The organism is Jannaschia sp. R86511, from assembly GCF_042466345.1.
Classification (GTDB): domain Bacteria; phylum Actinomycetota; class Actinomycetes; order Actinomycetales; family JBBAYJ01; genus Aquipuribacter.
In genome coordinates, this window is record NZ_JAXHCD010000001.1 from 1,451,481 (window position 1) to 1,471,781 (window position 20,301).

Sequence of the window (20,301 nt, forward strand, 5' to 3'; positions counted from 1 at the left end):
CTCAGGCCGAGGCCGCGCCCGCCGCGCGGGGGGCGCCGCGGCGGTCCTGCTCCCCGCGGCGGCGCGTCTTGACGCCGTACATGTGGCGGTCGGCCAGGGCGATGAGCCGGTCGACGTCCTCGCCGTGCCGACCGACGGCGGTGCCCACGCTGACCCCCAGGTGCACCAGGCCCTGCGGGGTGTCGAACGGTGCGTGCACGGCGGCCTCGACGCCCAGGCGGACCTGGTGGGTGAGCAACGCGTCGGCGCCCCGGCACAGCACGACGAACTCGTCCCCGCCGTACCGGGCGACCACGTCGGTGGCGCCGGTGGCCGCGAGCAGCCGGTCGCCGACGGCGCGCAGCAGCAGGTCACCGACCTCGTGGCCGTGGGTGTCGTTGGCCGCCTTGAACCCGTCGAGGTCGCAGAACAGGACGCCGCAGCCGGGGGAGCGCGGGTCGGCCAGCTCCTCGGCCAGCGCCCGCCGCAGCGTGTCCCGGTTGGGCAGCCCGGTCAGGGTGTCGCAGGCCGCCCGGTGCCGCAGCTGCTCCTCCGCCCGGCGCCGCGCCGTGACGTCGACGCCGAGGAACACCACGGCGTACACCCGGCCGAGGTCGTCCTGCAGCACCCCGTTGGTCATGGCGACCCGGCGGCGTCCGCCCCAGCGGTCCAGCCAGTCGCCCTCCTGCGGCGGTGCCTCACCGTCCAGCACGGCCCGGGCCACGCAGTCCTGCGCCGGCTCGGCGTCCTCGGGCACGACCAGGGTCTCCCAGAACAACCGGCCGACGACCTCGGCCTCGCTCCAGCCGGTGACGGCCAGCAGGGCGGGGTTGGCCATGAGCACCCGGCCGTCGGTGCCCACGACGCAGACCAGGGCGGTGGTGGCCGACACGACGGCAGCACCGAGGTCCACCCCGGCCGGCACGGCACGGGGCTGCGGCTGCACGCGGAGCAGCTCGACGCGGGGCCCTGGGTCCACGTCCGGGTCATCGGGTGCCCGGCGCCGGGCCTGGAGCGTCGCGCGCCCGCGTCACCGGGGCGGGTCAGCGCGGCGGTCTGCGCTGGCCCCGTCCCGGGGGCTCGGGGGAGGGTGGGGCCATGCCCAACCGGCTCTCCGCCTCCGCCAGCCCGTACCTGCTGCAGCACGCCGACAACCCCGTCGACTGGTGGGAGTGGGGGCCCGAGCCGTTCGCGGAGGCCGCCCGGCGCGACGTGCCCGTCCTGCTGAGCGTCGGCTACGCGGCCTGCCACTGGTGCCACGTCATGGCGGGGGAGTCCTTCGAGGACGAGGCCACCGCGGCCGTGATCGGCGAGCACTTCGTCGCGGTCAAGGTCGACCGCGAGGAGCGGCCCGACGTGGACGCGGTGTACATGCGGGCCACGACGGCCCTCACCCGGCAGGGCGGCTGGCCCATGACGGTGTTCACGACCCCCGACGGGCGCCCGTTCCACGCCGGGACGTACTTCCCGCCGCGGCCGCGCGGCGGCATGCCGTCCTTCACCCAGGTGCTGCTGGCCGTCGCCGAGGCGTGGCGGGAGCGGCGGGTCCAGGTCGAGGACACCGGGGACCGGTTGGCGGCCGCCGTGGGGAGCGGCGGGGCGGCCGTCGCGCCCGCCCCGGGCCCCGTCGACGTGCCCGGCGGGTCGACGGCCGACCGGCTGCCGCCCGGCCTGGTGGCCGACGCGGTGGCCGGGCTGCTGGCCGAGGAGGACCACGTCAACGGCGGTCTGGGCGGGCAGCCCAAGTTCCCGCCGTCGGCCGTGCTGGCGGGCCTGCTGCGGGAGGGCTCGGCGGAGGCGGTGGGCCTGGCCGGTCGGACGCTGCGGGCCATGGCCGCCTCCGGCATGTACGACCAGGTGGCGGGCGGCTTCGCCCGGTACGCCGTGGACGCCGGCTGGGTCGTGCCGCACTTCGAGAAGATGCTCTACGACAACGCCCAGCTGGCCCGGGTCTACGCCCGGTGGGCCGTGACCGCCGACGACCCGGCCGACGCGGCGACCGGGGCCCGGGTGGCCCTGGAGACGTGCGACTGGATGCTGGCGGCGCTCGGCACCGAGGCGGGCGGCCTGGCCAGCGCGCTGGACGCCGACACCCCGGCCCCGGAGCCGGCGGGCTGGCCGGCCGGGCTGCCGACCTCGGGCCTGCCGAGCACGAGCCACGGCGTGGAGGGGCTGACCTACGTGTGGACCCCCGAGGCGCTGCGTCAGGCCCTGGGGGAGGACGACGGCCGCTGGGCCGCGGAGCTGCTCGGCGTGACCGACCGCGGCACGTTCGAGCACGGCACCTCCACCGCCCGGCTCACCCGCGACGTCTGGGCGGTGCCGGAGGAGGCCGGGCGCTGGCGCCGGCTGCGTGAGGTGCTGCGGCAGGTGCGGGCGTCCCGGCCGCAGCCGGCGCGCGACGACAAGGTGGTGGCCGCATGGAACGGTCTCGCGGTGGCCGCGCTGGCCGAGACCGGGGCCCTGCTGGAGCGCCCCGACCTCGTCTCGGCGGCGCAGCACCTCGCCGCGGTCCTGCTCGAGCGGCACACCTGGCACGACACGGCCGGCGGCCTGCGGCTGCGGCGGGTGTCCCGCGACGGCCGGGTCGGCGGCCACGCCGGCGTGCTGGAGGACCACGGCGACGTCGCCGCCGGTCTGCTGGTGCTGCACGGGGTGGACGGCGACCCCCGCTGGGCCGCGGCGGCCGAGCAGCTGTGCGACACCATGACCACGCGCTTCGTCGACGCCGACGGCGGCTGGCAGGACACGGCCACCGACGACGTGGACCCGGCGCTGGCCGCGGCGCTGGGCGGTGGCGGCGGTCTGGTCGACCCGGCCGACAACGCCCACCCGTCGGGGCCGTCGGCGGCCACCGGCGCCTGCCTGCACGCCGCGGCGCTGACCGGCCGGGCCGACCTGCGCGAGGCCGCCGACCGGGCCCTGCTCGGCGCGGCGCCGCTGCTGGCCCAGGCACCGCGGTTCGCCGGCTGGTGGCTGGCGGTCGCGGTGGCCGCGCTGGACGGCCCGCGCGAGGTCGCGGTCGTCGGGTCGCCGGCGGACCCGGCCCGGGCCGGGCTGCACGCGGCGGCGCTGCGCTCACCGGCCCCGGGCCTCGTGGTGTCCCTCGGTGAGCCCGGGGCCACGCAACCCGCCCTGCTGCGCGAGCGGCCCGCGCCCGGTGGCGCCACCGCCTACGTCTGCCGGGGCTTCGTCTGCGACGCACCCACCCGGGACCCGGCCGAGCTGGTGCGCTCGCTGGCCCGCTGAGCCGAGCTGAGCCGGGCCGGCTCCGGCCGGCTCAGCCGCGGCTGGTCAGCACCAGGGCGACACCGGTGAAGTGGGCGGCGAAGGCCAGCACGGTGCAGGCGTGGAAGATCTCGTGGAACCCGAAGTGCGCGGGCCACGGGTCGGGCCGCTTGAGCGCGTAGACCACCGCGCCGCCGGAGTACAGCAGGCCGCCGCCCGCGAGCAGCAGCACGACCAGCAGACCGCCCGACTCGTAGAGCCCGGGCAGGAACCACACCGCGGTCCAGCCCAGCACGATGTAGATCGGCGTGTAGAGCCAGCGGGGGGCGCCCACCCAGAACACCCGGAACAGGATCCCGAGGACCGCGCCGCCCCACACCAGGCCCATCAGCAGCCGGGCCTGGCCCGTGGGCAGCAGGAGCACCGCGTAGGGCGTGTACGACCCGGCGATCAGCAGGAAGATGCTGGAGTGGTCGAGCCGCTTCATGAGGATGCGGTTGCGCTCGGACCAGCGACCGCGGTGGTAGGTGGCGCTGACGCCGAAGAGCGCCGACGTGCAGATCGTGAAGACGACGGCGACCACGCGCTCGGTGGTGCCCTCGGCCAGCAGCACCAGCACGAGCCCGCCCAGCAGCGCCAGCGGGAACGTGCCCAGGTGCAGCCAGCCGCGCAGCAGCGGCTTGATGACCGCCGCCACCCCGTCCCGGCTGGGCAGGACACCGGCGTGGGCGGGGGTGGTGGAGTCTCGGCTCACCGGAGGAGCATAACCTACGGTTCCGTAAGTTACTGGTGAGTAGGGCAAACTCGTGACCCCGTCCTCGTCCTCCGTAGGCATCAACGGGGCCGGCCTGGGCAGTACCGTGGGGCCGGCCTGCACGCCGGTCGGGACGAGGAGGGTGCCGTGGGAGCCAGGGTGCTCGCGTACCGCGCCTACCAGCGGCTGCTGCGCTCCCGGTTGGCCCCCTCGGCGCTTCCGCGCCACGTCGGGGTCATCATCGACGGCAACCGCCGCTGGGCCAAGGCCTACGGCACGACGACCCACGACGGCCACCGCGCGGGGGCCGACAAGGTCGTGGAGTTCCTGGGCTGGTGCGACGAGGTGGGCGTCGAGGTCGTCACGGTGTGGCTGCTGTCCACCGACAACCTGACCCGGGCCAGCGCCGAGCTCGACCAGCTGCTGGAGATCATCCCCGACCTGGTCGAGCGGCTGGCCGAGACCGGCCGGTGGCGGGTCAACCCGGTGGGGCGCCTCGACCTGCTGCCGGCGGCCACGGCCAACCGGCTCAAGGAGGTGGGCGAGGCCACGGCGCCCATCGACGGCATCACCGTCAACCTGGCCATCGGCTACGGCGGGCGGCAGGAGATCACCGACGCCGTGCGCTCGCTGCTGGCCGAGCACGCCGAGCGGGGCACGTCGCTGGCCGACCTGGCCGAGACGCTCGACGTCGAGCACATCTCGGAGCACCTCTACACCCGGGGCCAGCCCGACCCCGACTTCGTCATCCGGACCTCCGGCGAGCAGCGGCTGTCGGGGTTCCTGCTGTGGCAGAGCGCCCACAGCGAGTACTACTTCTGCGAGGCCTACTGGCCCGAGTTCCGCAAGGTCGACTTCCTGCGGGCGCTGCGGGCGTACTCGACCCGGCAGCGCCGCTTCGGCGGCTGAGCCGCCCGCTCGTCACCAGTCGCCGGGGCGCCGTCACGCCCCGTGGCCGACACCCGCGCGTCACGCAACGTTCACGCGCAGCCGGGTGACGGGGCGGGCGTGTCGCCCCCGCGCGGGACCGGCCCCGACCTACCGTCGTCCGTGTCGGCACCGTCGACCCGGGAGGCCCAGCCATGGAGCGATCGCTGCTCCGGGGGAGGCCGGCACCGGCTCCCTGGCGGGGGTCGGAACGGAACTCCACCGGACACGACCAGGGCGACGAGCGCGCCCGGGCGGGAGACCACCGTGAGCAGCCAGCCTGAACCCGGCACGACCAGCAGCACCCGGACCAGCTACGTCCTGGACACCTCGGTCCTGCTGTCCGACCCGGACGCGATGTTCCGCTTCGACGGGCACGAGGTGGTGCTCCCCGTGGTCGTGGTCGGTGAGCTCGAGGGCAAGCGCCACCACCCCGAGATCGGCTACTTCGCCCGGCAGGCGCTGCGCTACCTCGACGACCTGCGCCTGGAGCACGGCCGGCTCGACGTGCCGCTGCCCGTGGGCGAGCTGGGCGGGACGCTGCGGGTGGAGCTCAACCACACCGACGTGACCAGCCTGCCCGCCGGGCTGCGAGGCAGCGACAACGACACCCGCATCCTGGCCGTGGCCACCAACCTGGCCGCCGAGGGCTTCCGCGTGGTGCTGCTCAGCAAGGACGTCCCGATGCGGGTCAAGGCCTCCGCCGTGGGCCTGGTGGCCGAGGAGTACAGCGCCGGCCGGGCGGTCGACTCCGGCTGGACCGGGCTGGCCGAGCTCGACCTGTCCGCGGCCGACATGGCCGTGCTCTACGACGAGCGGCACCTGGAGCACGACGCCGCCCGCGACCTGCCCTGCCACACGGGCCTGGTGATGACGTCGGACCGCGGCAGCGCGCTGGGTCGGGTGACGCCGGACAAGCAGATCCGGCTGGTGCGCGGCGACACCGACGTGTTCGGCCTGCACGGGCGCAGCGCCGAGCAGCGCATCGCCATCGACCTGCTGCTCGACGACTCGATCGGCATCGTGTCGATGGGCGGGCGGGCCGGCACGGGCAAGTCGGCGCTGGCGCTGTGCGCCGGCCTCGAGGCGGTGATGGAGCGCCGGGCGCACCGCAAGGTCATGGTGTTCCGGCCGCTGTACGCCGTGGGGGGCCAGGACCTGGGCTACCTGCCCGGCACCGAGGCCGAGAAGATGGGCCCCTGGGGCCAGGCGGTCTTCGACACCCTCGGTGCGCTGGTCTCCAGCGAGGTCGTCGAGGAGATCCTCGACCGGGGCATGCTCGAGGTGCTGCCGCTGACCCACATCCGGGGTCGCTCGCTGCACGACGCGTTCGTCATCGTCGACGAGGCGCAGAGCCTGGAGCGCAACGTCCTGCTGACCATGCTGAGCCGGATCGGGCAGAACTCCAAGGTCGTCCTGACCCACGACGTCGCGCAGCGGGACAACCTGCGGGTCGGTCGGCACGACGGCGTGGCCAGCGTCATCGAGCGGCTCAAGGGCCACCCCCTGTTCGCCCACGTCACCCTCACCCGCTCGGAGCGCAGCCCCATCGCCGCCCTGGTCACCGACCTCCTCGAGCGCCCCGAGTAACCCCCACCCACCCCCCTCCCTCCACCCCCGCCGAGAAGGCCGGATCGACCCACCGGGGCGCCACCACCAGGTCGATCCGGCCTTCTCGGCGTCTGCGATGGGTGCGGGAAGCGGCTGGGGGTGGCGCGCGTCGTGTAATCGAGTAATCATGAGCACATGCAGACAGACGTGACAGCGGTGAAGGTGGGCAGCTGGCTCCGGGGCCGGCTGCCCGAGGCGTGGTCGGCGGAGCTCGCCGACGTGACGGTGGACCGGGAGGAGGTGACGGTCGTGCTGCCCCTGCCGGGCGGGGCGGGGCACGGCGAGGCGGACGACACCGGCCCCACCGACCCGGACGAGCTCGACGGCCGGATCAGCCGGTTCCGCTCCGAGAGCCGGGCGGAGCGGATGGCCATCGCGGACGAGGCCGAGCGCCGGTTCGGCCGCAAGGTGTCCTGGGGGGTGAGCGCGGGGGAGCGGACCGAGCTGTTCACCACCCTGTCCGTGCCGGTGATGACCCGGCTGCGCCAGCCCGAGCGCGTGGTGCTGGAGACCCTGGTCGAAGCCGGCGTCGCCCGGTCGCGGGCCCACGCCCTGGCCTGGTGCGTCCGGCTGGTCGGGCAGCACTCCGGCGAGTGGCTGGCCGAGCTGCGGGAGGCCATGACGGCGGTGGAGCGGGTGCGCGAGGAGGGGCCCCGGCCCTGAGGCGGGGTGTCGCCCGCGGTCGACGGCGTCCGCTAGGTTGCTCTGGCCCCGCACCGCGGGGCACCACAGGTCCAGCGAAGTCCGGTGAGAACCCGGCGCTGTCCCGCAACTGTGATCCCCCCGCTCCGGCGGGGGGTCAGCCAGGTCGCCTGGTCTGTGGTCACGCACGGTCCTCGGACGAAGGACGGTTCGTGTCGCAGCCCCTGTCGGGGATGACGGCCCGGAGCAGCCTCGTCCCCTGACACCTCCCAGGGGATTGCCTTGACACCACGTACCACCACCACCCGGACCTCTTCCGGTGCCGCGCGCCTCGCGGCGGCCACCGGGCTCGCCCTCGTCCTGGCCGCCTGCGGCGGCGCCGATGACGGCACCGACGCCACCAGCGTCGCCCCCACCGGGACCGCCGCCGGCGCGTCGCCGGAGGCGACCGTCGAGGCGGCCGACTTCCCGGTCACGGTCACCTCCGGTCAGGCGCCGGACACCACCGAGCTGACCATCGAGGCCGAGCCGGTCTCCATCGTCTCCATCAGCCCGACCGCGACCGAGATGCTGTTCGCCGTCGGGGCGGGCGACCAGGTGGTCGCCGTGGACGCGTTCTCGTACTTCCCCGAGGAGGCGCCGGTGACCGACCTGTCGGGCTTCGAGCCCAACCTCGAGGCCATCCTCGGCTACGGGCCGGACCTGGTCGTGGCCTCCGGCGACCCGGGCGACCTGGTCAGCGGCCTGGACGCCGCCGGCGTGCCCACCCTGCTGCTGCCCTCGGCGCTGGACCTGGACGAGGCCTACGACCAGATCGAGCGGGTCGGTCTGGCCACCGGCCACGCCACCGACGCCGCGGAGCTGACCGAGCAGATGGCGGCCGACATCGACGCCGCGGTGGCCTCGGTGGACCTGGCCGAGCCCCTGACCTACTACCACGAGCTCGACCCGTCGTTCTACACCGCCAGCGGCGACACGTTCATCGGCGAGGTCTACTCGCTGTTCGGGCTGGAGAACATCGCCGACGCCACCGGTGAGGCCTACCCGCAGCTGTCGCAGGAGTTCGTCGTCGAGGCCGACCCCGACGTCATCTTCGTCACCTCCGGCGACTTCTCCGACAGCCCCGAGGACATCGCGGCCCGGCCCGGCTGGGACCAGGTCGACGCCGTCGAGGGGGAGGACGTCGTGGTCGTCGACGCCGACGAGGCCAGCCGCTGGGGCCCGCGCGTGGTCGACTTCGTCGAGTCCGTGGCCGAGGCGCTGCCCGCGGTCCAGGACTGACGGCCCGCCCGTGACCAGCGACGCCGCCGCGAGCACCCGGGCCGCCTCGGTCCGGCTCGGCCTGCCGCGTCCCGGCCGGCGGGCCCTGCTCGTCGTCGGGGCCGGCGGCGTGCTCGTGGCGACGTCGCTGCTGGGGGTGCTGGTCGGCCCGGCCGGCCTGACGCCCAGCGGGGTGCTGGCCTCGCTGGTCTCGGCCCTGCCGGGGGTCGACGTCGCCTCCGGGCTCAGCTCGCAGCAGGAGGCCATCCTCTGGCAGATCCGGCTGCCCCGGGTGGTGCTGGGTGCCCTGGTCGGCGCCATGCTGGCCGTGGCCGGCGCGGCCTACCAGGGCGTGTTCCGCAACCCCCTGGCCGACCCCTACCTGCTCGGCGTGTCCAGCGGTGCGGGCCTCGGCGCCACCATCGCCATCGTCAGCGGCGGCGTGGTCGCGGGCCTGGGCCTGCCGGTGGTCGCGTTCCTGGGCGGGCTGCTCGGCGTGGCCGCCACCTACGCGCTGGGCAGCAGCGTGGGCCACGGCACCCGGTCCTCGGTCGTCATCGTGCTGGCCGGCGTGGCCGTCGCGGCGTTCCTCAACGCGGTGCAGACCTTCGTGCAGCAGCGCTACGACGAGACGCTGCGCTCGGTGTACTCCTGGCTGCTCGGCCGGCTCAGCACGCAGGGCTGGTCGGAGGTGCTGACGGTCCTGCCCTACGTGGTGCTCGCCTCCGCCGTGATCCTGCTGCACCGGCGGGTGCTGGACGTCATGGCCGTCGGCGACACCGAGGCCCGCAGCCTGGGCGTCGACGCGGCCCGGACCCGGCTGCTGCTGGTGCTGGCCGCCACCCTGGGCACGGCCGCGGTGGTCAGCGTGAGCGGCCTGATCGGGTTCGTCGGCATCGTGGTCCCGCACGCGGTGCGGCTGCTGTTCGGCGGCTCGCACCGGGTGCTGCTGCCGGTGTCGATGCTGCTGGGGGCGGCGTTCCTGGTCGGGGCGGACATCCTCGCCCGGACCGTGATGAGCCCCGCCGAGCTGCCCATCGGCGTGGTGACCGCGCTGGTCGGGGCGCCGTTCTTCGTCGTCGTGCTGCGCCGGGCGAGGATGTCGTGACCGGTCACCCGCCCACCGGGGCCACCGCGTCGGCGGCCCCGGCGGTGTCCTGCCGCGGCGTCGAGGTGCACCGGGGCGGGGTCCCGGTCGTCCACGCGCTCGACCTGCAGGTGCAGCGGGGCGAGTGGGTCTGCCTGGTCGGCCCCAACGGTGCGGGCAAGACGTCCCTGCTGCACGCCGTGGGCGGCCTGCTGCCCTACCAGGGGACGATCCAGGTGGCCGGCGTCGACCCCGCCCGGGCCGGGGAACGGGTCCTGGCCCGCGTCGTCGGCCTCATGCCGCAGCGCCCGGTCGTACCCGAGTCCACCAGTGTGCGCGAGCTGGTCGCGCTGGGCCGCACCCCGCACCTGCCGCGCTTCGGCTCCGAGTCCGACGCCGACCGCCGGGTGGTCGAGCAGTGCATCGAGCGGCTGTGCCTGGAGCACGTCGCGGCCCGCCCGGCCACCCAGCTGTCCGGCGGCGAGCTGCAGCGCGTGGTCCTCGCCCGGGCGCTGGCCCAGCAGCCCCAGGTCCTGCTGCTGGACGAGCCGACCAGCGCCCTGGACATCGGCCACCAGCAGACCGTGCTCGAGCTGGTCGACCAGCTGCGTCGCGAGGAGGGGCTGACCGTCGTCGCGGCCATGCACGACCTGACCTCGGCGGGGCAGTACGGCGACCGGCTGGTGCTGCTGGAGGACGGCCGCGTCGCCGCCGACGGTCCCGCGGTCGATGTGCTGGTGCCGGACCTGCTGGCCCGGGTCTACGGCGCCCGGGTGCAGGTGCTTCCCGGCCCCGACGGCCCCGTGGTGGTCCCGGTCCGGTCGGGCGACCGGTTCGTGCCGCACCCGCTGCCCCGCAGCGGCCAGCGGCTGTGACCGCGGGCCGGGCCGGCCGGACGGTGCGCCCGGCGGCCCTCGTCCTGGCCGTGGCCCTGGACGAGCTGCTGGGGGAGCCGCCCACCCGCTGGCACCCGGTCGTCGCCATGGGGGCCCTGCTGCGCCGGGCCGAACGGCACGTGCCCGCGGCCCCGCCGGGCCGGGCGCTGGCCGCGGGCGGCGCGGCCTGGTCGGCCGGGGCGGTGCTCAGCGGCGCCTCGGGCGTGCTGCTGGACCGGGCCACCGCCCGACTGCCGTGGCCGGGGGCGGTGCTGCTGCAGGGCACGGTGCTGTGGACGCTGCTGTCCGGGCGGCTGCTGCGCGATGAGGTCGCCGCGGTGGAGGAGGCGCTGGCCGGCTCCGCCGCCGCCGGCCGGCACCGGGTGGCGCGGCTGGTCAGCCGGGACACCGCGGCGCTGGACGCGTCCCAGGTGCGACAGGCGGCGCTGGGCTCGCTGTCGGAGAACCTGTGCGACTCGGTGGTGGCGCCGGCGCTGGCCCACGCGGTCGGCGGGCTGGGGGCGGCGGCGGCATACCGGTTCGTCAACACCGCCGACGCCATGTGGGGCTACCGGAGCCCCCGTTTTCGGCACGCGGGCCGGGTCGCCGCCCGCGCCGACGACGTGGCCAACCTGGTGCCCGCCCGGCTCAGCGGGCTGCTGCTGGTCGGGGCCGACCCGGCGCGGCTGCGGCGGCTACCGCGGGAGGCGGCCCTGACGCCCTCGCCCAACGGCGGCTGGCCGATGGCCGCGCTAGCCCTGCGGCTGGGGGTCCGGCTGGCCAAGCCCGGGGTGTACGAGCTGCACGCGGTCGGCCGGGAGCCGGGACCGGCGGACACCCGGCAGGCGCTGCGGCTGTTCCGACGGGCCACGGCGGCCACCGTCCTGCTGCTGGTGGTCGGCGGGCTGCTGGGGCGCGGGCGTCCAGGGGCGGCGGCGTGAGCGCCGTCATGGTGCTGGGCTGCACCAGCTGGGCGGGCAAGAGCCTGCTGGCCACGGCCCTGTGCCGCTGGTACGCCGACCAGGGGCTGCGGGTGGCGCCGTTCAAGGGCCAGAACATGTCGAACAACGCGCGGGTGGTGCGGGCCGGGACCACGGGGGACGCAGGGATGTCGGGCGCCGGTGAGATCGGCGTCGCGCAGTGGTTGCAGGCCCGCGCGGCCCGGGTCGAGGCCGACGTGCGGATGAACCCCGTCCTGGTCAAGCCGGAGCGCGACGGCAGCCAGGTCGTCGTGCTCGGCCACGTCGACGAGGAGCTGTCCCGCCGGGAGTGGACCGCCCGCCCGCGCGGGCTGTGGGGGCCGATCAGCCGCAGCCTGGACGCCCTGCTGGACGAGTACGACCTGGTCGTCGCCGAGGGCGCGGGCAGTCCGGCCGAGACCAACCTGCGTGACACCGACCTGGCCAACCTGCGCGTCGCCCGGCACGCCGACGCCGCGGCGCTGCTCGTGGCCGACATCGACCGCGGCGGCGCGTTCGCCCACCTGCTGGGCACCTGGCTGCTGGTCGACGAGGTCGACCGCGGCCGGCTGGCGGGGTTCGTGCTCAACAAGTTCCGCGGCGACGCGTCCCTGCTCCGCGAGGCCCCCGCGGAGCTGACCGCCCGCACCGGTATGGCCCACGCGGGCGTGCTGCCCATGCTCGCGCACCGGCTGCCCGACGAGGACGGCGCCCGGGACCTGACCCCGCTGGCCCAGGGCCGCGACCTGCCCGAGGTCGCCGTGCTCCGCTACCCGACCGCGAGCAACCTCGACGAGCTCACCCTGCTGGCCGGCGTGGCCCGTGTGCGTTGGGCGGACTCGCCGGCCCAGGTGGCCGAGGCCGACCTGGTGCTGCTGCCCGGCTCCAAGCACGTGCACGCGGACCTGGCCTGGCTGCGCGGCCGCGGCCTGGACCGGGCCCTGCAGGACCGGGCCGCCGCCGGGGGCCGGGTGCTGGGGATCTGCGGCGGGCTGCAGCTGCTCGGGCGTCGGTTGGGACCCGAACCGGTCGCCCCGGGGCCGACGGGGCCGAGCGGGCCGAGCGGGCCGAGCGGGCCGAGCGGGCCGACCGGGCTGACCGGGTCGTCCGGGGCCGCCGGGCTGGGCCTGCTGCCGGTCGTCACCGACTACGCCGCGGCCAAGCGGACCGCGCACGTCCGGACCACGTTCCGGCTGCCGTCGGGCTCTGCGTGGTCGGGCCTGGACGGGCTCGAGGTGACCGCCTACGACATCCGCCACGGCACGACCCGCCACGACCCGACGGCCCCGTCCGGGCCCGCTGCCAGCGGATCCAGCGTCGCTGGTCCCGGTGTCAGCGGGCCCGAGGCCGCCCCGGTGCTCGGCACCGAGCACGGCTGGGCGCAGGGCGCCGTGCTGGGCCTGGCCTGCCACGGTGTGCTCGAGGACCCCGACGTCGTGGCCGCGCTGGTCGGCCGACGCCCGGTGGACCGGCTCGAGGAGACCCTCGACGCGCTGTCTGACGCCGTCGCCACCCACCTGGACACCGACCTGCTCCGCCGACTGACGAAGGGCCTGCTGTGACCGAGCCGACGACCGAGCCGACCGAGCCGACCGAGCCGACCGAGCCGACCGAGCCGACCGAGCCGACGGGGACCCGCCGCGGGCCGCGCGACCGGCCCGAGCCCCGCCGCGTGCCGTCGCTCGTGCTGGTCCACACCGGCCACGGCAAGGGCAAGTCCACCTCTGCGTTCGGCACGGTGCTGCGCGCCGTGGCGCGGGAGTGGCGGGTGCTGGTGGTGCAGTTCATGAAGTCCGGCAAGTGGCACGTCGGCGAGGAGGCGGTCTGCCGTCGCCTGGGCGTGGAGTGGTGGACCATCGGCGACGGGTTCACCTGGGAGAGCGACGACCTCGACCGCTCCGCCACGATCGCCCGCGAGGCCTGGGCCGCGGCCGAGGCCGCCCTGGCCTCCGGCGAGTACGACATGGTCGTCCTGGACGAGGTGACCTACCCCGTCACCTACGGCTGGGTGCCGGGCGAGCGCGTCTACGCCGCCATCCGGGAGCGCGCCCCGCGCACCAACGTCATCTGCACCGGCCGCGACGCCACCGACGAGCTGATCGACCTGGCCGACACCGTGACCGAGATGCGGCTGGTCAAGCACGCCTACGCCTCGGGGGTGCGCGCCAAGCGTGGCATCGACTTCTGAGCCCGCGCCGCGGCGCCGGGCGCAGCCGGGGCCGGGTCTGCGTGACCACGGCGACACGCAGGTGCCGCCCGGCCACCTCGACCTCGCGGTCAACGTGCACCCCGACCCGCCGCCGGGGCTGGCGCAGGTGCTGGCCGGCCTCGACGTCACGGCCTACCCGGACCCGGCCCGCGCCCGGGACCTGCTCGCGGCCCGCCACGGCGTGACGGCCGAGGAGGTGCTCCTGATCAACGGGGCCGCGGAGGCGTTCTGGGCCCTGGCCCACGCGCTGGCGCCGGGTACCCGCGCCGGGCTGGTGCACCCGTCGTTCACCGCGCCCGAGGCGGCGCTGCGCTCGGCGGGGCACGAGGTCCGGCAGGTGCTGCGGCGCGCCGAGGACGACTTCGTGCTCGACCCCGACCAGGTCGGCGAGGACCTCGACGTCGTGGTGCTGGGGCGTCCCGACAACCCCACCGGGCGCAGCGAGGACGTCGCGCAGCTGCGACGGCTGCTGCGGCCGGGCCGGCTGCTGGTGGTCGACGAGGCGTTCGCCGAGCACACCGGCGACGGCCTCGGCCTCAGCGCCGAGCGGGCCGCGCTGCCCGGCCTGGTCCAGGTCCGTTCGCTGACCAAGGTGTGGGGCGCGGCGGGCCTGCGCATGGGCTACGTCGTGGCCGACGCCCCCGTGGTGCGCGCCCTGGCCGCGACGCTGCAGCCGTGGCCGGTCAACGCGGTCGCCCTGGCCGTCCTGGAGCGGCTGTTCGCCGTCGAGCACCGTGACGCCGTCGAGGTCGAGCGGCGGCGCCGCGGCGCCGTGGTGGCCACCGCCCGCACCCGGCTCGTGGCCGCCCTGCGGGACCGTGGGCTGCAGGTCTGGGCCGGGGAGGCGAACTTCGTCCTGGTGCGCGCCCCCGGTACCGACCTGCGCACCGAGCTGCTCGCCCAGGGCGTGGCCGTGCGCCGGGCGGACACCTTCCCCGGGCTCGACCGCAGCTTCGTCCGGGTGGCGGTGCACCCGGACCCGACCGTCACCGACCGGTTCCTGATCGCCCTGGACGCGCTCGAGCGACCCGGGCCGGCCGATCGGGCGGCCCGGCCGCGCTGAGTCCCGGGGCACGGCGGGGGTGAGCCGACTCTCATCCTGGTCTCATCCCCACGACCCGGTCCGGCGCCAGCCTGACCTCGTGCCCCTTGCCCCGGTGCCCACGCACCCGCCCGTCACCGGTCCCGGTGCCGGGCGGGTGCGCGGGACGGTGGTCACCCTGGCCGTCGGCAAGCCGCCGCGACCCGGGACGCTGGTCGCGGAGGTCGCCCGCATCCTCCGGCAGCAGGGGGTGGCGGTCGACGTCGTGCTGCCCCACGAGGACCAGGCCGCGCTGGAGGCGCTCGCCGTGGCCGGGGCGGCGCGCCGCCCGCACCTGCTCCTGGACCGCGGCCTGCGACCGGACGCCCTGGCGGCGGTCGCCGCCCTGCAGGCGAGCGGGGTGCCCTGCTGCAACGACCCCGGCGGGACCGCGCTGCTCGGTGACCGGCACCGCACGAACGCCCGGCTGGCCGCCGGCGACGTGCCCGTGCCCCGCGCCCGACGGGCCGAGGAGTGGTCGCAGGTGCTGGCCGGGCCCGACGGCGGGGCACGGGTGGTCAAGCGGGCCGACGACGCCGCCGGCCGGGCGAGCGGGGTGGCGCTGCTGGACGTCCGGGCCGCCGAGCCGCCGTTCCCGGGTCCCTGGCTGGTGCAGGAGCTCGTCGAGGGCGACGGCGTGGACCGCAAGCTGTACGTGGTGGGGGACCGGGTCTCCGGTCTGCTCAAACCCGGCCCGCTGCTCGGCGTCCGCGCGCCGGTGAGCGCGTTCGACCCCGACGCCCGGCTGCATGACCTGGCCCGTCGGGTGGGGGCGGTCCTGGACCTGCACCTGTACGGCGTGGACGTCGTGGTCGGCCCGGACGGGCCCGTCGTGGTCGACGTGAACGCCGCGCCCGGCTACCGGGGTGTCGCGGGCGCGCCCGAGCAGGTCGCCGAGCACGTGCTGCAGGAGCACCTGCTGCGGGAGCACCTGCTGCGGTAGCAGCCGGGCCGCCACGCCGGGGCCGGCAGCGCCTCGCCGGTGGGCAGGCGCAGCCCTACGGTCGGTGGGTGAGCCGGACCCGTACCTGCGCCCCGACCATCACCCCCACCATCAGCCCGACCATCGCCCCGACCCGCCACCGGGGGCTCGGGTGAGCCCCCGCCGCAAGCGTCGGCTGCGGCCGGTCGCCCTGGCGGCGGTGCAGCGGACGGACGGCGCGGTGCTGGTGCAGCGGGGTCACGACGCGACGCGCGGGCTGACCTTCCACCGCCTGATCGGGGGCGGGATCGAGTTCGGCGAGACCGCCGAGCAGGCCGTGGTCCGGGAGTGGCAGGAGGAGCTGTCGGCGACGCTGCTCGAGGTGCGGCTGCTGGGCTGGGTGGAGAACCTGTTCACCTTCGACGGCGCGCCGGGCCACGAGCTGCTGGCCGTCCACGTGGGCCGGGTCGAGGACGCCCACGTGCTCGGTCGCGACGACCTGGGCGTGATCCCGGGGACGACCAGCACGGTGCACTGGGTCCCCGGGACGGAGCTGCTGGACGGTCGCGTGCCGCTGTACCCGGAGCAGGCGGCCGCGATGCTGCGTCCCTGGGCGCTGGCCGGCGACGGCGGGTCGGGCGCCGGGGCCTGAGCCAGGCGGCCCGTCGCGGCGGCGGGTCAGGACCGTCGTCGGTCGGCGGCCAGCTCCGGACGCAGCACGAGCACCCAGGTGAGCAGGGTCGACAGGGCCAGCAGCACCAGGGAGGTCACCCCCACCTCGGCGAAGAACCCGTCCTGCGCCGCGTTGAAGATGCGCGTGGCCAGCGTCTGGAAACCCGGCGGGGCCAGCAGGGCGGTCGCCGGCAGCTCCTTGAGCGTGCTCAGCAGCACCAGCCCGGCCCCGGCCGCGAGCCCGGGGGCGACCAGCGGCAGGTCGACGGTCAGGAACCGACGCCGGGGCGAGGCGCCCAGGGTGCGGGCCGCCTCGTCGAGGCGTACCGGGACGGCGGCCAGCGCGGTCTGCGAGGAGCGCAGCGCCTGGGCGCCGAAGTGCAGCACGTAGCCCAGCACCAGCAGGGGGAACGTCTGGTACAGCGCGCCGAGCGGGCCGGGGACCGACAGCGCGACGAAGACGAGGGTCAGCGCGACCAGCAGCCCGGGCAGGGCGAACACGCTGGTCACCACGGCCACCACCGCGCGCGACAGCGGGCCCGAGCGGCGCACCGAGGCGACCGCCAGGGGCAGGACCAGGACGACGGCCACGACGGCCGCGGTCAGGGCGGCCACGGCGGAGCTCACGGTGGGCTCCACCAGGAACGCCAGCGAGTCGCCGGGACCGCTGTAGCCGAACCCGACCGCGGTCGAGCCGCGCAGCGCCCAGGTCGCGAACACCACGACCGGGCCCACCAGGCCCACCCCCAGCACGGCCCACGGCACGAGGCTGACGGGCAGCCGCCACCGGCCGAGCCGGATCCGCTGGGCGCCCGCGGCCGGGCGCGGGCCCGGCGGTGCGGGGGTCGCCGACCGGGCCAGCGCCGCGACCCCGACGGCCAGCACGGCCAGGAACAGGCCCAGGGTGACCGACGTCGTCCGGTCCAGCAGGCGCGTGGAGTAGATGGCCCGGGTGATGGTGTCGTAGCGCAGCAGCGCGACGGCGCCGAAGTCGCTCAGCACGTACAGGAACACCAGCAGCCCGCCCGCCGAGGCGGCGGGGCGCAGCTGCGGCAGCAGGACCGTGGTCAGGGTCCGCCAGGTCCCGGCGCCCAGCAGGCGGGCCGCCTCCTCGTGGCTGCGCGGCGTGCTGCGCAGCCGGGCCAGGACGAGCAGGTACACGTAGGGGTAGCTGAGCACCGTCAGCACCACGAAGGCCCCGACGAACCCCTCCGGGCGCGGCACGAACGGCACCAGCCCGCCGCGGCCGGTGGCGGCGATCAGGGCCGTCGCCCCGACGAAGCTCGGCACCACGATGGGCATGGCCAGGGCGACCCGGAGCGCGTCGCGGCCCAGCACGTCGGTCCGGGACACCAGCACCGCCAGCAGGGTGCCCAGCGCCATGCAGCCCAGCGCGCAGGACGCGGCCAGCAGCAGGGACCGGGCCAGCGGGGCCAGCACGTCGGGGGTGGCGACGACCGCGACCAGGTCGCCGCCCAGGCGCACCGACTCCCACAGCAGGAACAGCGCGGGCGAGGCGAACAGCAGCCCGGTGGCCACGACGGCGGCCTGCAGCAGCCACGGCCGGCGCGCGCCGGAGCGCCGCCGCCCGCGGGGGGCGGCGGCGCTCAGCGGGTCCTGCGTGACGGCGATGGGCTGCCTCAGCCCTCGAGACCGGACTCGGCGATGAGCTCCTGCGTGCGCTCGAGGCCGCCGCCCAGGCTGTTGACGTCGAACGTCGCGATGCCCAGGTCCGCGATCGGGGGCAGGTCGGTGCCCGGCTCGACGCCCTCGACCAGCGGGTACTCGAAGGTCTCCTCGCTGAAGAACGTCTGCGCCTCCTCGCCGAGCATGTACTCGACGAAGTCGTTGGCCAGCTCGGCGTCGTCGGTGGTCTCGACGACCGCGACCCCGGTCACGATGTTGAGGTTGCCGATGTCACCGGCCTCGAAGAAGTGGTTGACGGTGGGCAGCGAGGGGTCCTCGGCCAGGGCCCGGTAGTTGTAGTAGTGGTTGACCAGCCCGACCTCGACCTCGCCGGCCGCGACGGCCTGCAGCGTGGCGGTGTTGTTGGAGTACGTCACCGGCTCGTTGGCCACCAGACCGGCCAGCCACTCGGCCGCGGCGTCGTCGCCCTCGGTCTCGCGCAGCGCCGTGACGAAGTCCTGGAACGAGCCGTTGGTCGGCGGCACGCCGATCCGGCCCGACCACTCCGGCGCGGTCAGGTCGAACACGCTGTCGGGCAGCTCGGACTCGTCCACGAGGTCGCTGTTGTAGACCAGCGTGCGGACCCGGCCCGACATGCCGACCCAGCGGCCGTCGGTGGCCTGGAAGTCCTCGCTGACCAGGTCGAGCACCTCGGGCTCCAGCTCGGTGAGCACCCCCAGGTCGTTGAGGTACCCCAGCGCGCCGGGGCTCTGCGAGATGAACACGTCGGCGGGGGAGCGCTCGCCCTCCTGCTCGATGAGCAGGGCCAGGTCGGCGGAGTCGAAGTAGCGGACGTCGACCGTCGCCCCGGTCTCCTCCGCGAAGGAGTCCAGCAGCGGCTGGATCAGGTTCTCGGTCCGGCCCGAGTAGACCGTCAGGACCTCGTCGGTGGCCGCGGCCGCGGGCGAGGCGGAGTCGTCGGTGGCGTCGTCGGCGCCGTCGCCGCACGCGGCCAGCCCGGCGAGGGCGAGCAGGGTGCCGGTGACGAGGGCGGTGCGCGACAGGTGGGCGCTCCGGGTGGGGCGGGACATGGTGGCTCCGTAGGTCGGTGGTCGAGGGGGCCGGCGAGGCCCTGGCCGGAACCCTAGCTGAGGTCTGCCTGACCGATTAACGTGCGTGAGAGGCTTCTAATGTGAGCTCGCGTAGGCGGTCGCGGCCGGACCGCCGAACCGGACGTCGACCTCGTCCCCGATCCGGAACCGGGGGGCGGCGGCCGCGCGGACCAGCAGGGCCTGGTCGCCGACGCGCACGGTGTAGCTGGAGTCGTGGCCGTAGAACGCCACGTCGGTGACGGTCCCGCCCGCACCCGGCGCCAGGTCGAGGTGCTCGGGCCGGACCAGGACGGTGACGTCCCCGTCGGGACCGTCGGCGCCGAGGGGGACCCGGCCCAGGACGGTGCTCGCCACGCGGTGGTCGCTGCGCCCCGGCAGCAGGTTCGCCTCGCCGACGAAGCGGGCCACCCAGGGGTCCGCCGGGCGGGCGTAGACCTCGGCCGGGGTGCCCTCCTGCCGCACCCGGCCGTCGCGCATCACCGCCACGCGGTCACCCAGGACGAACGCCTCCTCCTGGTCGTGGGTGACGAACACCGAGGTCATGCCCACCTGGCGCAGCAGGGCGTGGATCTCCGTGCGGACCTTGACCCGCAGCGCGGTGTCCAGCCCGGTGAACGGCTCGTCGAACAGCAGGATGCGCGGGCGGGGTGCCAGGGCGCGGGCCAGGGCCACGCGCTGACCCTGCCCGCCGGACAGCTCGTGCGGGCGCCGCTGGGCCAGGTGGGCCAGGTCGACCATCTCCAGCGCCTCCTGCACGCGGCCGGCGGCGACCTCCTGCCGGCTCAGGCCGTAGGCGACGTTGCGGGCCACGCTCAGGTGGGGGAACAGGGCGGCGTCCTGGAACACCATGCCGACCCGTCGGCGCTCGGCGGGCACGTGGTGGCAGAAGCCGGTGAGCACCTCGCGGCCGACGGACACGGTGCCGTGGTCCGGCGTCTCGAGCCCCGCGATGACCCGCAGCAGGGTGGTCTTGCCGCAGCCGCTCGGCCCGAGCAGGGCCAGGCTCGTGCCCTCGGCGACCTGCACGCCGGCGTCGTCGAGGGCAGTCGTGCCGTCGAACGTCTTCCGGACGCCCTCGGCCACGAGGAACCGTGAATCGGACATGGACCGCCTTCCGTATCCGGTCAGGTTAGCCGACCCTCAGCGGGGGCCGCGGAACGGGTGAACCGGCCGGGGCCCGGTCCAGGGACGATGCAAGCGTGCCGAGGTACCGGAGGACAGAATTTGCCAAATCGTTACCGAGGACGCATCGTCATGGCCGGAAAGCACGCTCACCCGGGTCCTCCCGGTGGTCGCACCTCGGCCGTCGGCACGACCCGTCACCCACGCGGTCCGGTGGCCACCACCGGACGCGGAC

18 protein-coding genes and 1 riboswitch are annotated in these 20,301 nt (G+C 75.8%); of the genes, 13 read left to right on the forward strand and 5 right to left on the reverse strand.

The genetic code is table 11. From position 1 onward, the window contains the following. Position 1 precedes the first annotated feature (1 nt). Complete coding sequence (locus tag SJY06_RS07030) at positions 2-958, reverse strand: GGDEF domain-containing protein (protein WP_380166013.1); 957 nt, start codon at positions 956-958, stop codon at positions 2-4. Positions 959-1,077: 119 nt separating this feature from the next. Here SJY06_RS07030 and SJY06_RS07035 point away from each other — a divergent pair, with 119 nt between their 5' ends. After that, positions 1,078-3,228: a thioredoxin domain-containing protein gene (locus SJY06_RS07035; protein ID WP_380166015.1), complete on the forward strand. Its 2,151-nt coding sequence runs from the start codon at positions 1,078-1,080 to the stop codon at positions 3,226-3,228. 31 nt (positions 3,229-3,259) lie between these two features. On the opposite strand, the gene SJY06_RS07040 is transcribed toward SJY06_RS07035, so the two are convergent. After that, on the reverse strand, positions 3,260-3,961 hold the full coding sequence (locus SJY06_RS07040; protein ID WP_380166017.1) for a hemolysin III family protein: 702 nt from the start codon (positions 3,959-3,961) through the stop codon (positions 3,260-3,262). A 147-nt stretch (positions 3,962-4,108) separates the two neighbouring features. Here SJY06_RS07040 and SJY06_RS07045 point away from each other — a divergent pair, with 147 nt between their 5' ends. The 12 genes from SJY06_RS07045 to SJY06_RS07100 all read left to right on the forward strand — a co-directional run bounded on the left by SJY06_RS07045 (position 4,109) and on the right by SJY06_RS07100 (position 16,186). Then, the gene (locus tag SJY06_RS07045; protein ID WP_380166019.1) at positions 4,109-4,870 is read left to right on the forward strand and encodes an isoprenyl transferase; all 762 of its coding nucleotides are present in this window, start codon (positions 4,109-4,111) and stop codon (positions 4,868-4,870) included. A gap of 285 nt (positions 4,871-5,155) precedes the next feature. Continuing rightward, positions 5,156-6,478 carry a PhoH family protein gene (locus SJY06_RS07050; protein ID WP_380166021.1) on the forward strand — a complete coding sequence of 441 codons (1,323 nt, stop codon included), beginning with the start codon at positions 5,156-5,158 and terminating at the stop codon, positions 6,476-6,478. A gap of 156 nt (positions 6,479-6,634) precedes the next feature. Then, positions 6,635-7,162, forward strand: coding sequence for a hypothetical protein (locus SJY06_RS07055; protein ID WP_380166023.1), 528 nt, complete (start codon positions 6,635-6,637; stop codon positions 7,160-7,162). Positions 7,163-7,241: 79 nt separating this feature from the next. Further along, a riboswitch (cobalamin riboswitch) is annotated at positions 7,242-7,307 on the forward strand. A gap of 116 nt (positions 7,308-7,423) precedes the next feature. Next, complete coding sequence (locus SJY06_RS07060; protein ID WP_380166025.1) at positions 7,424-8,422, forward strand: ABC transporter substrate-binding protein; 999 nt, start codon at positions 7,424-7,426, stop codon at positions 8,420-8,422. Positions 8,423-8,432: 10 nt separating this feature from the next. Further along, positions 8,433-9,509, forward strand: a complete 1,077-nt coding sequence (locus SJY06_RS07065; protein WP_380166027.1) for a FecCD family ABC transporter permease — start codon at positions 8,433-8,435, stop codon at positions 9,507-9,509. After that, complete coding sequence (locus tag SJY06_RS07070) at positions 9,506-10,363, forward strand: ABC transporter ATP-binding protein (RefSeq protein ID WP_380166029.1); 858 nt, start codon at positions 9,506-9,508, stop codon at positions 10,361-10,363. Before SJY06_RS07065 ends, SJY06_RS07070 begins: the two co-directional genes overlap by 4 nt. After that, positions 10,360-11,304 carry an adenosylcobinamide-phosphate synthase CbiB gene (gene cbiB / locus SJY06_RS07075; protein ID WP_380166031.1) on the forward strand — a complete coding sequence of 315 codons (945 nt, stop codon included), beginning with the start codon at positions 10,360-10,362 and terminating at the stop codon, positions 11,302-11,304. The genes SJY06_RS07070 and cbiB overlap by 4 nt, the downstream gene beginning before the upstream one ends. Further along, positions 11,301-12,884 (forward strand): cobyric acid synthase, encoded by a 1,584-nt coding sequence (locus tag SJY06_RS07080; protein WP_380166033.1) that lies wholly within the window; start codon positions 11,301-11,303, stop codon positions 12,882-12,884. The genes cbiB and SJY06_RS07080 overlap by 4 nt, the downstream gene beginning before the upstream one ends. Beyond that, the gene (gene cobO / locus SJY06_RS07085; RefSeq protein WP_380166035.1) at positions 12,881-13,510 is read left to right on the forward strand and encodes a cob(I)yrinic acid a,c-diamide adenosyltransferase; all 630 of its coding nucleotides are present in this window, start codon (positions 12,881-12,883) and stop codon (positions 13,508-13,510) included. Before SJY06_RS07080 ends, cobO begins: the two co-directional genes overlap by 4 nt. Further along, positions 13,494-14,594, forward strand: a complete 1,101-nt coding sequence (locus SJY06_RS07090; protein ID WP_380166037.1) for an aminotransferase class I/II-fold pyridoxal phosphate-dependent enzyme — start codon at positions 13,494-13,496, stop codon at positions 14,592-14,594. The genes cobO and SJY06_RS07090 overlap by 17 nt, the downstream gene beginning before the upstream one ends. 79 nt (positions 14,595-14,673) lie before the next feature. Beyond that, positions 14,674-15,555: a hypothetical protein gene (locus SJY06_RS07095; RefSeq protein ID WP_380166039.1), complete on the forward strand. Its 882-nt coding sequence runs from the start codon at positions 14,674-14,676 to the stop codon at positions 15,553-15,555. Positions 15,556-15,706: 151 nt separating this feature from the next. Further along, complete coding sequence (locus SJY06_RS07100; protein ID WP_380166041.1) at positions 15,707-16,186, forward strand: NUDIX hydrolase; 480 nt, start codon at positions 15,707-15,709, stop codon at positions 16,184-16,186. A gap of 26 nt (positions 16,187-16,212) precedes the next feature. Here the strand turns inward: SJY06_RS07100 and SJY06_RS07105 are convergent, their stop codons facing one another. From SJY06_RS07105 to SJY06_RS07115, 3 genes are all read right to left on the reverse strand, one after another. Continuing rightward, positions 16,213-17,745, reverse strand: a complete 1,533-nt coding sequence (locus tag SJY06_RS07105; RefSeq protein WP_380166043.1) for an ABC transporter permease — start codon at positions 17,743-17,745, stop codon at positions 16,213-16,215. 101 nt (positions 17,746-17,846) lie between these two features. Beyond that, positions 17,847-18,923 (reverse strand): iron ABC transporter substrate-binding protein, encoded by a 1,077-nt coding sequence (locus SJY06_RS07110; protein WP_380166045.1) that lies wholly within the window; start codon positions 18,921-18,923, stop codon positions 17,847-17,849. Positions 18,924-19,019: 96 nt separating this feature from the next. Beyond that, entirely contained in the window at positions 19,020-20,048 is a 1,029-nt protein-coding gene (locus SJY06_RS07115) for an ABC transporter ATP-binding protein (RefSeq protein ID WP_380166047.1), read from the reverse strand. Positions 20,049-20,301: the final 253 nt, after the last annotated feature.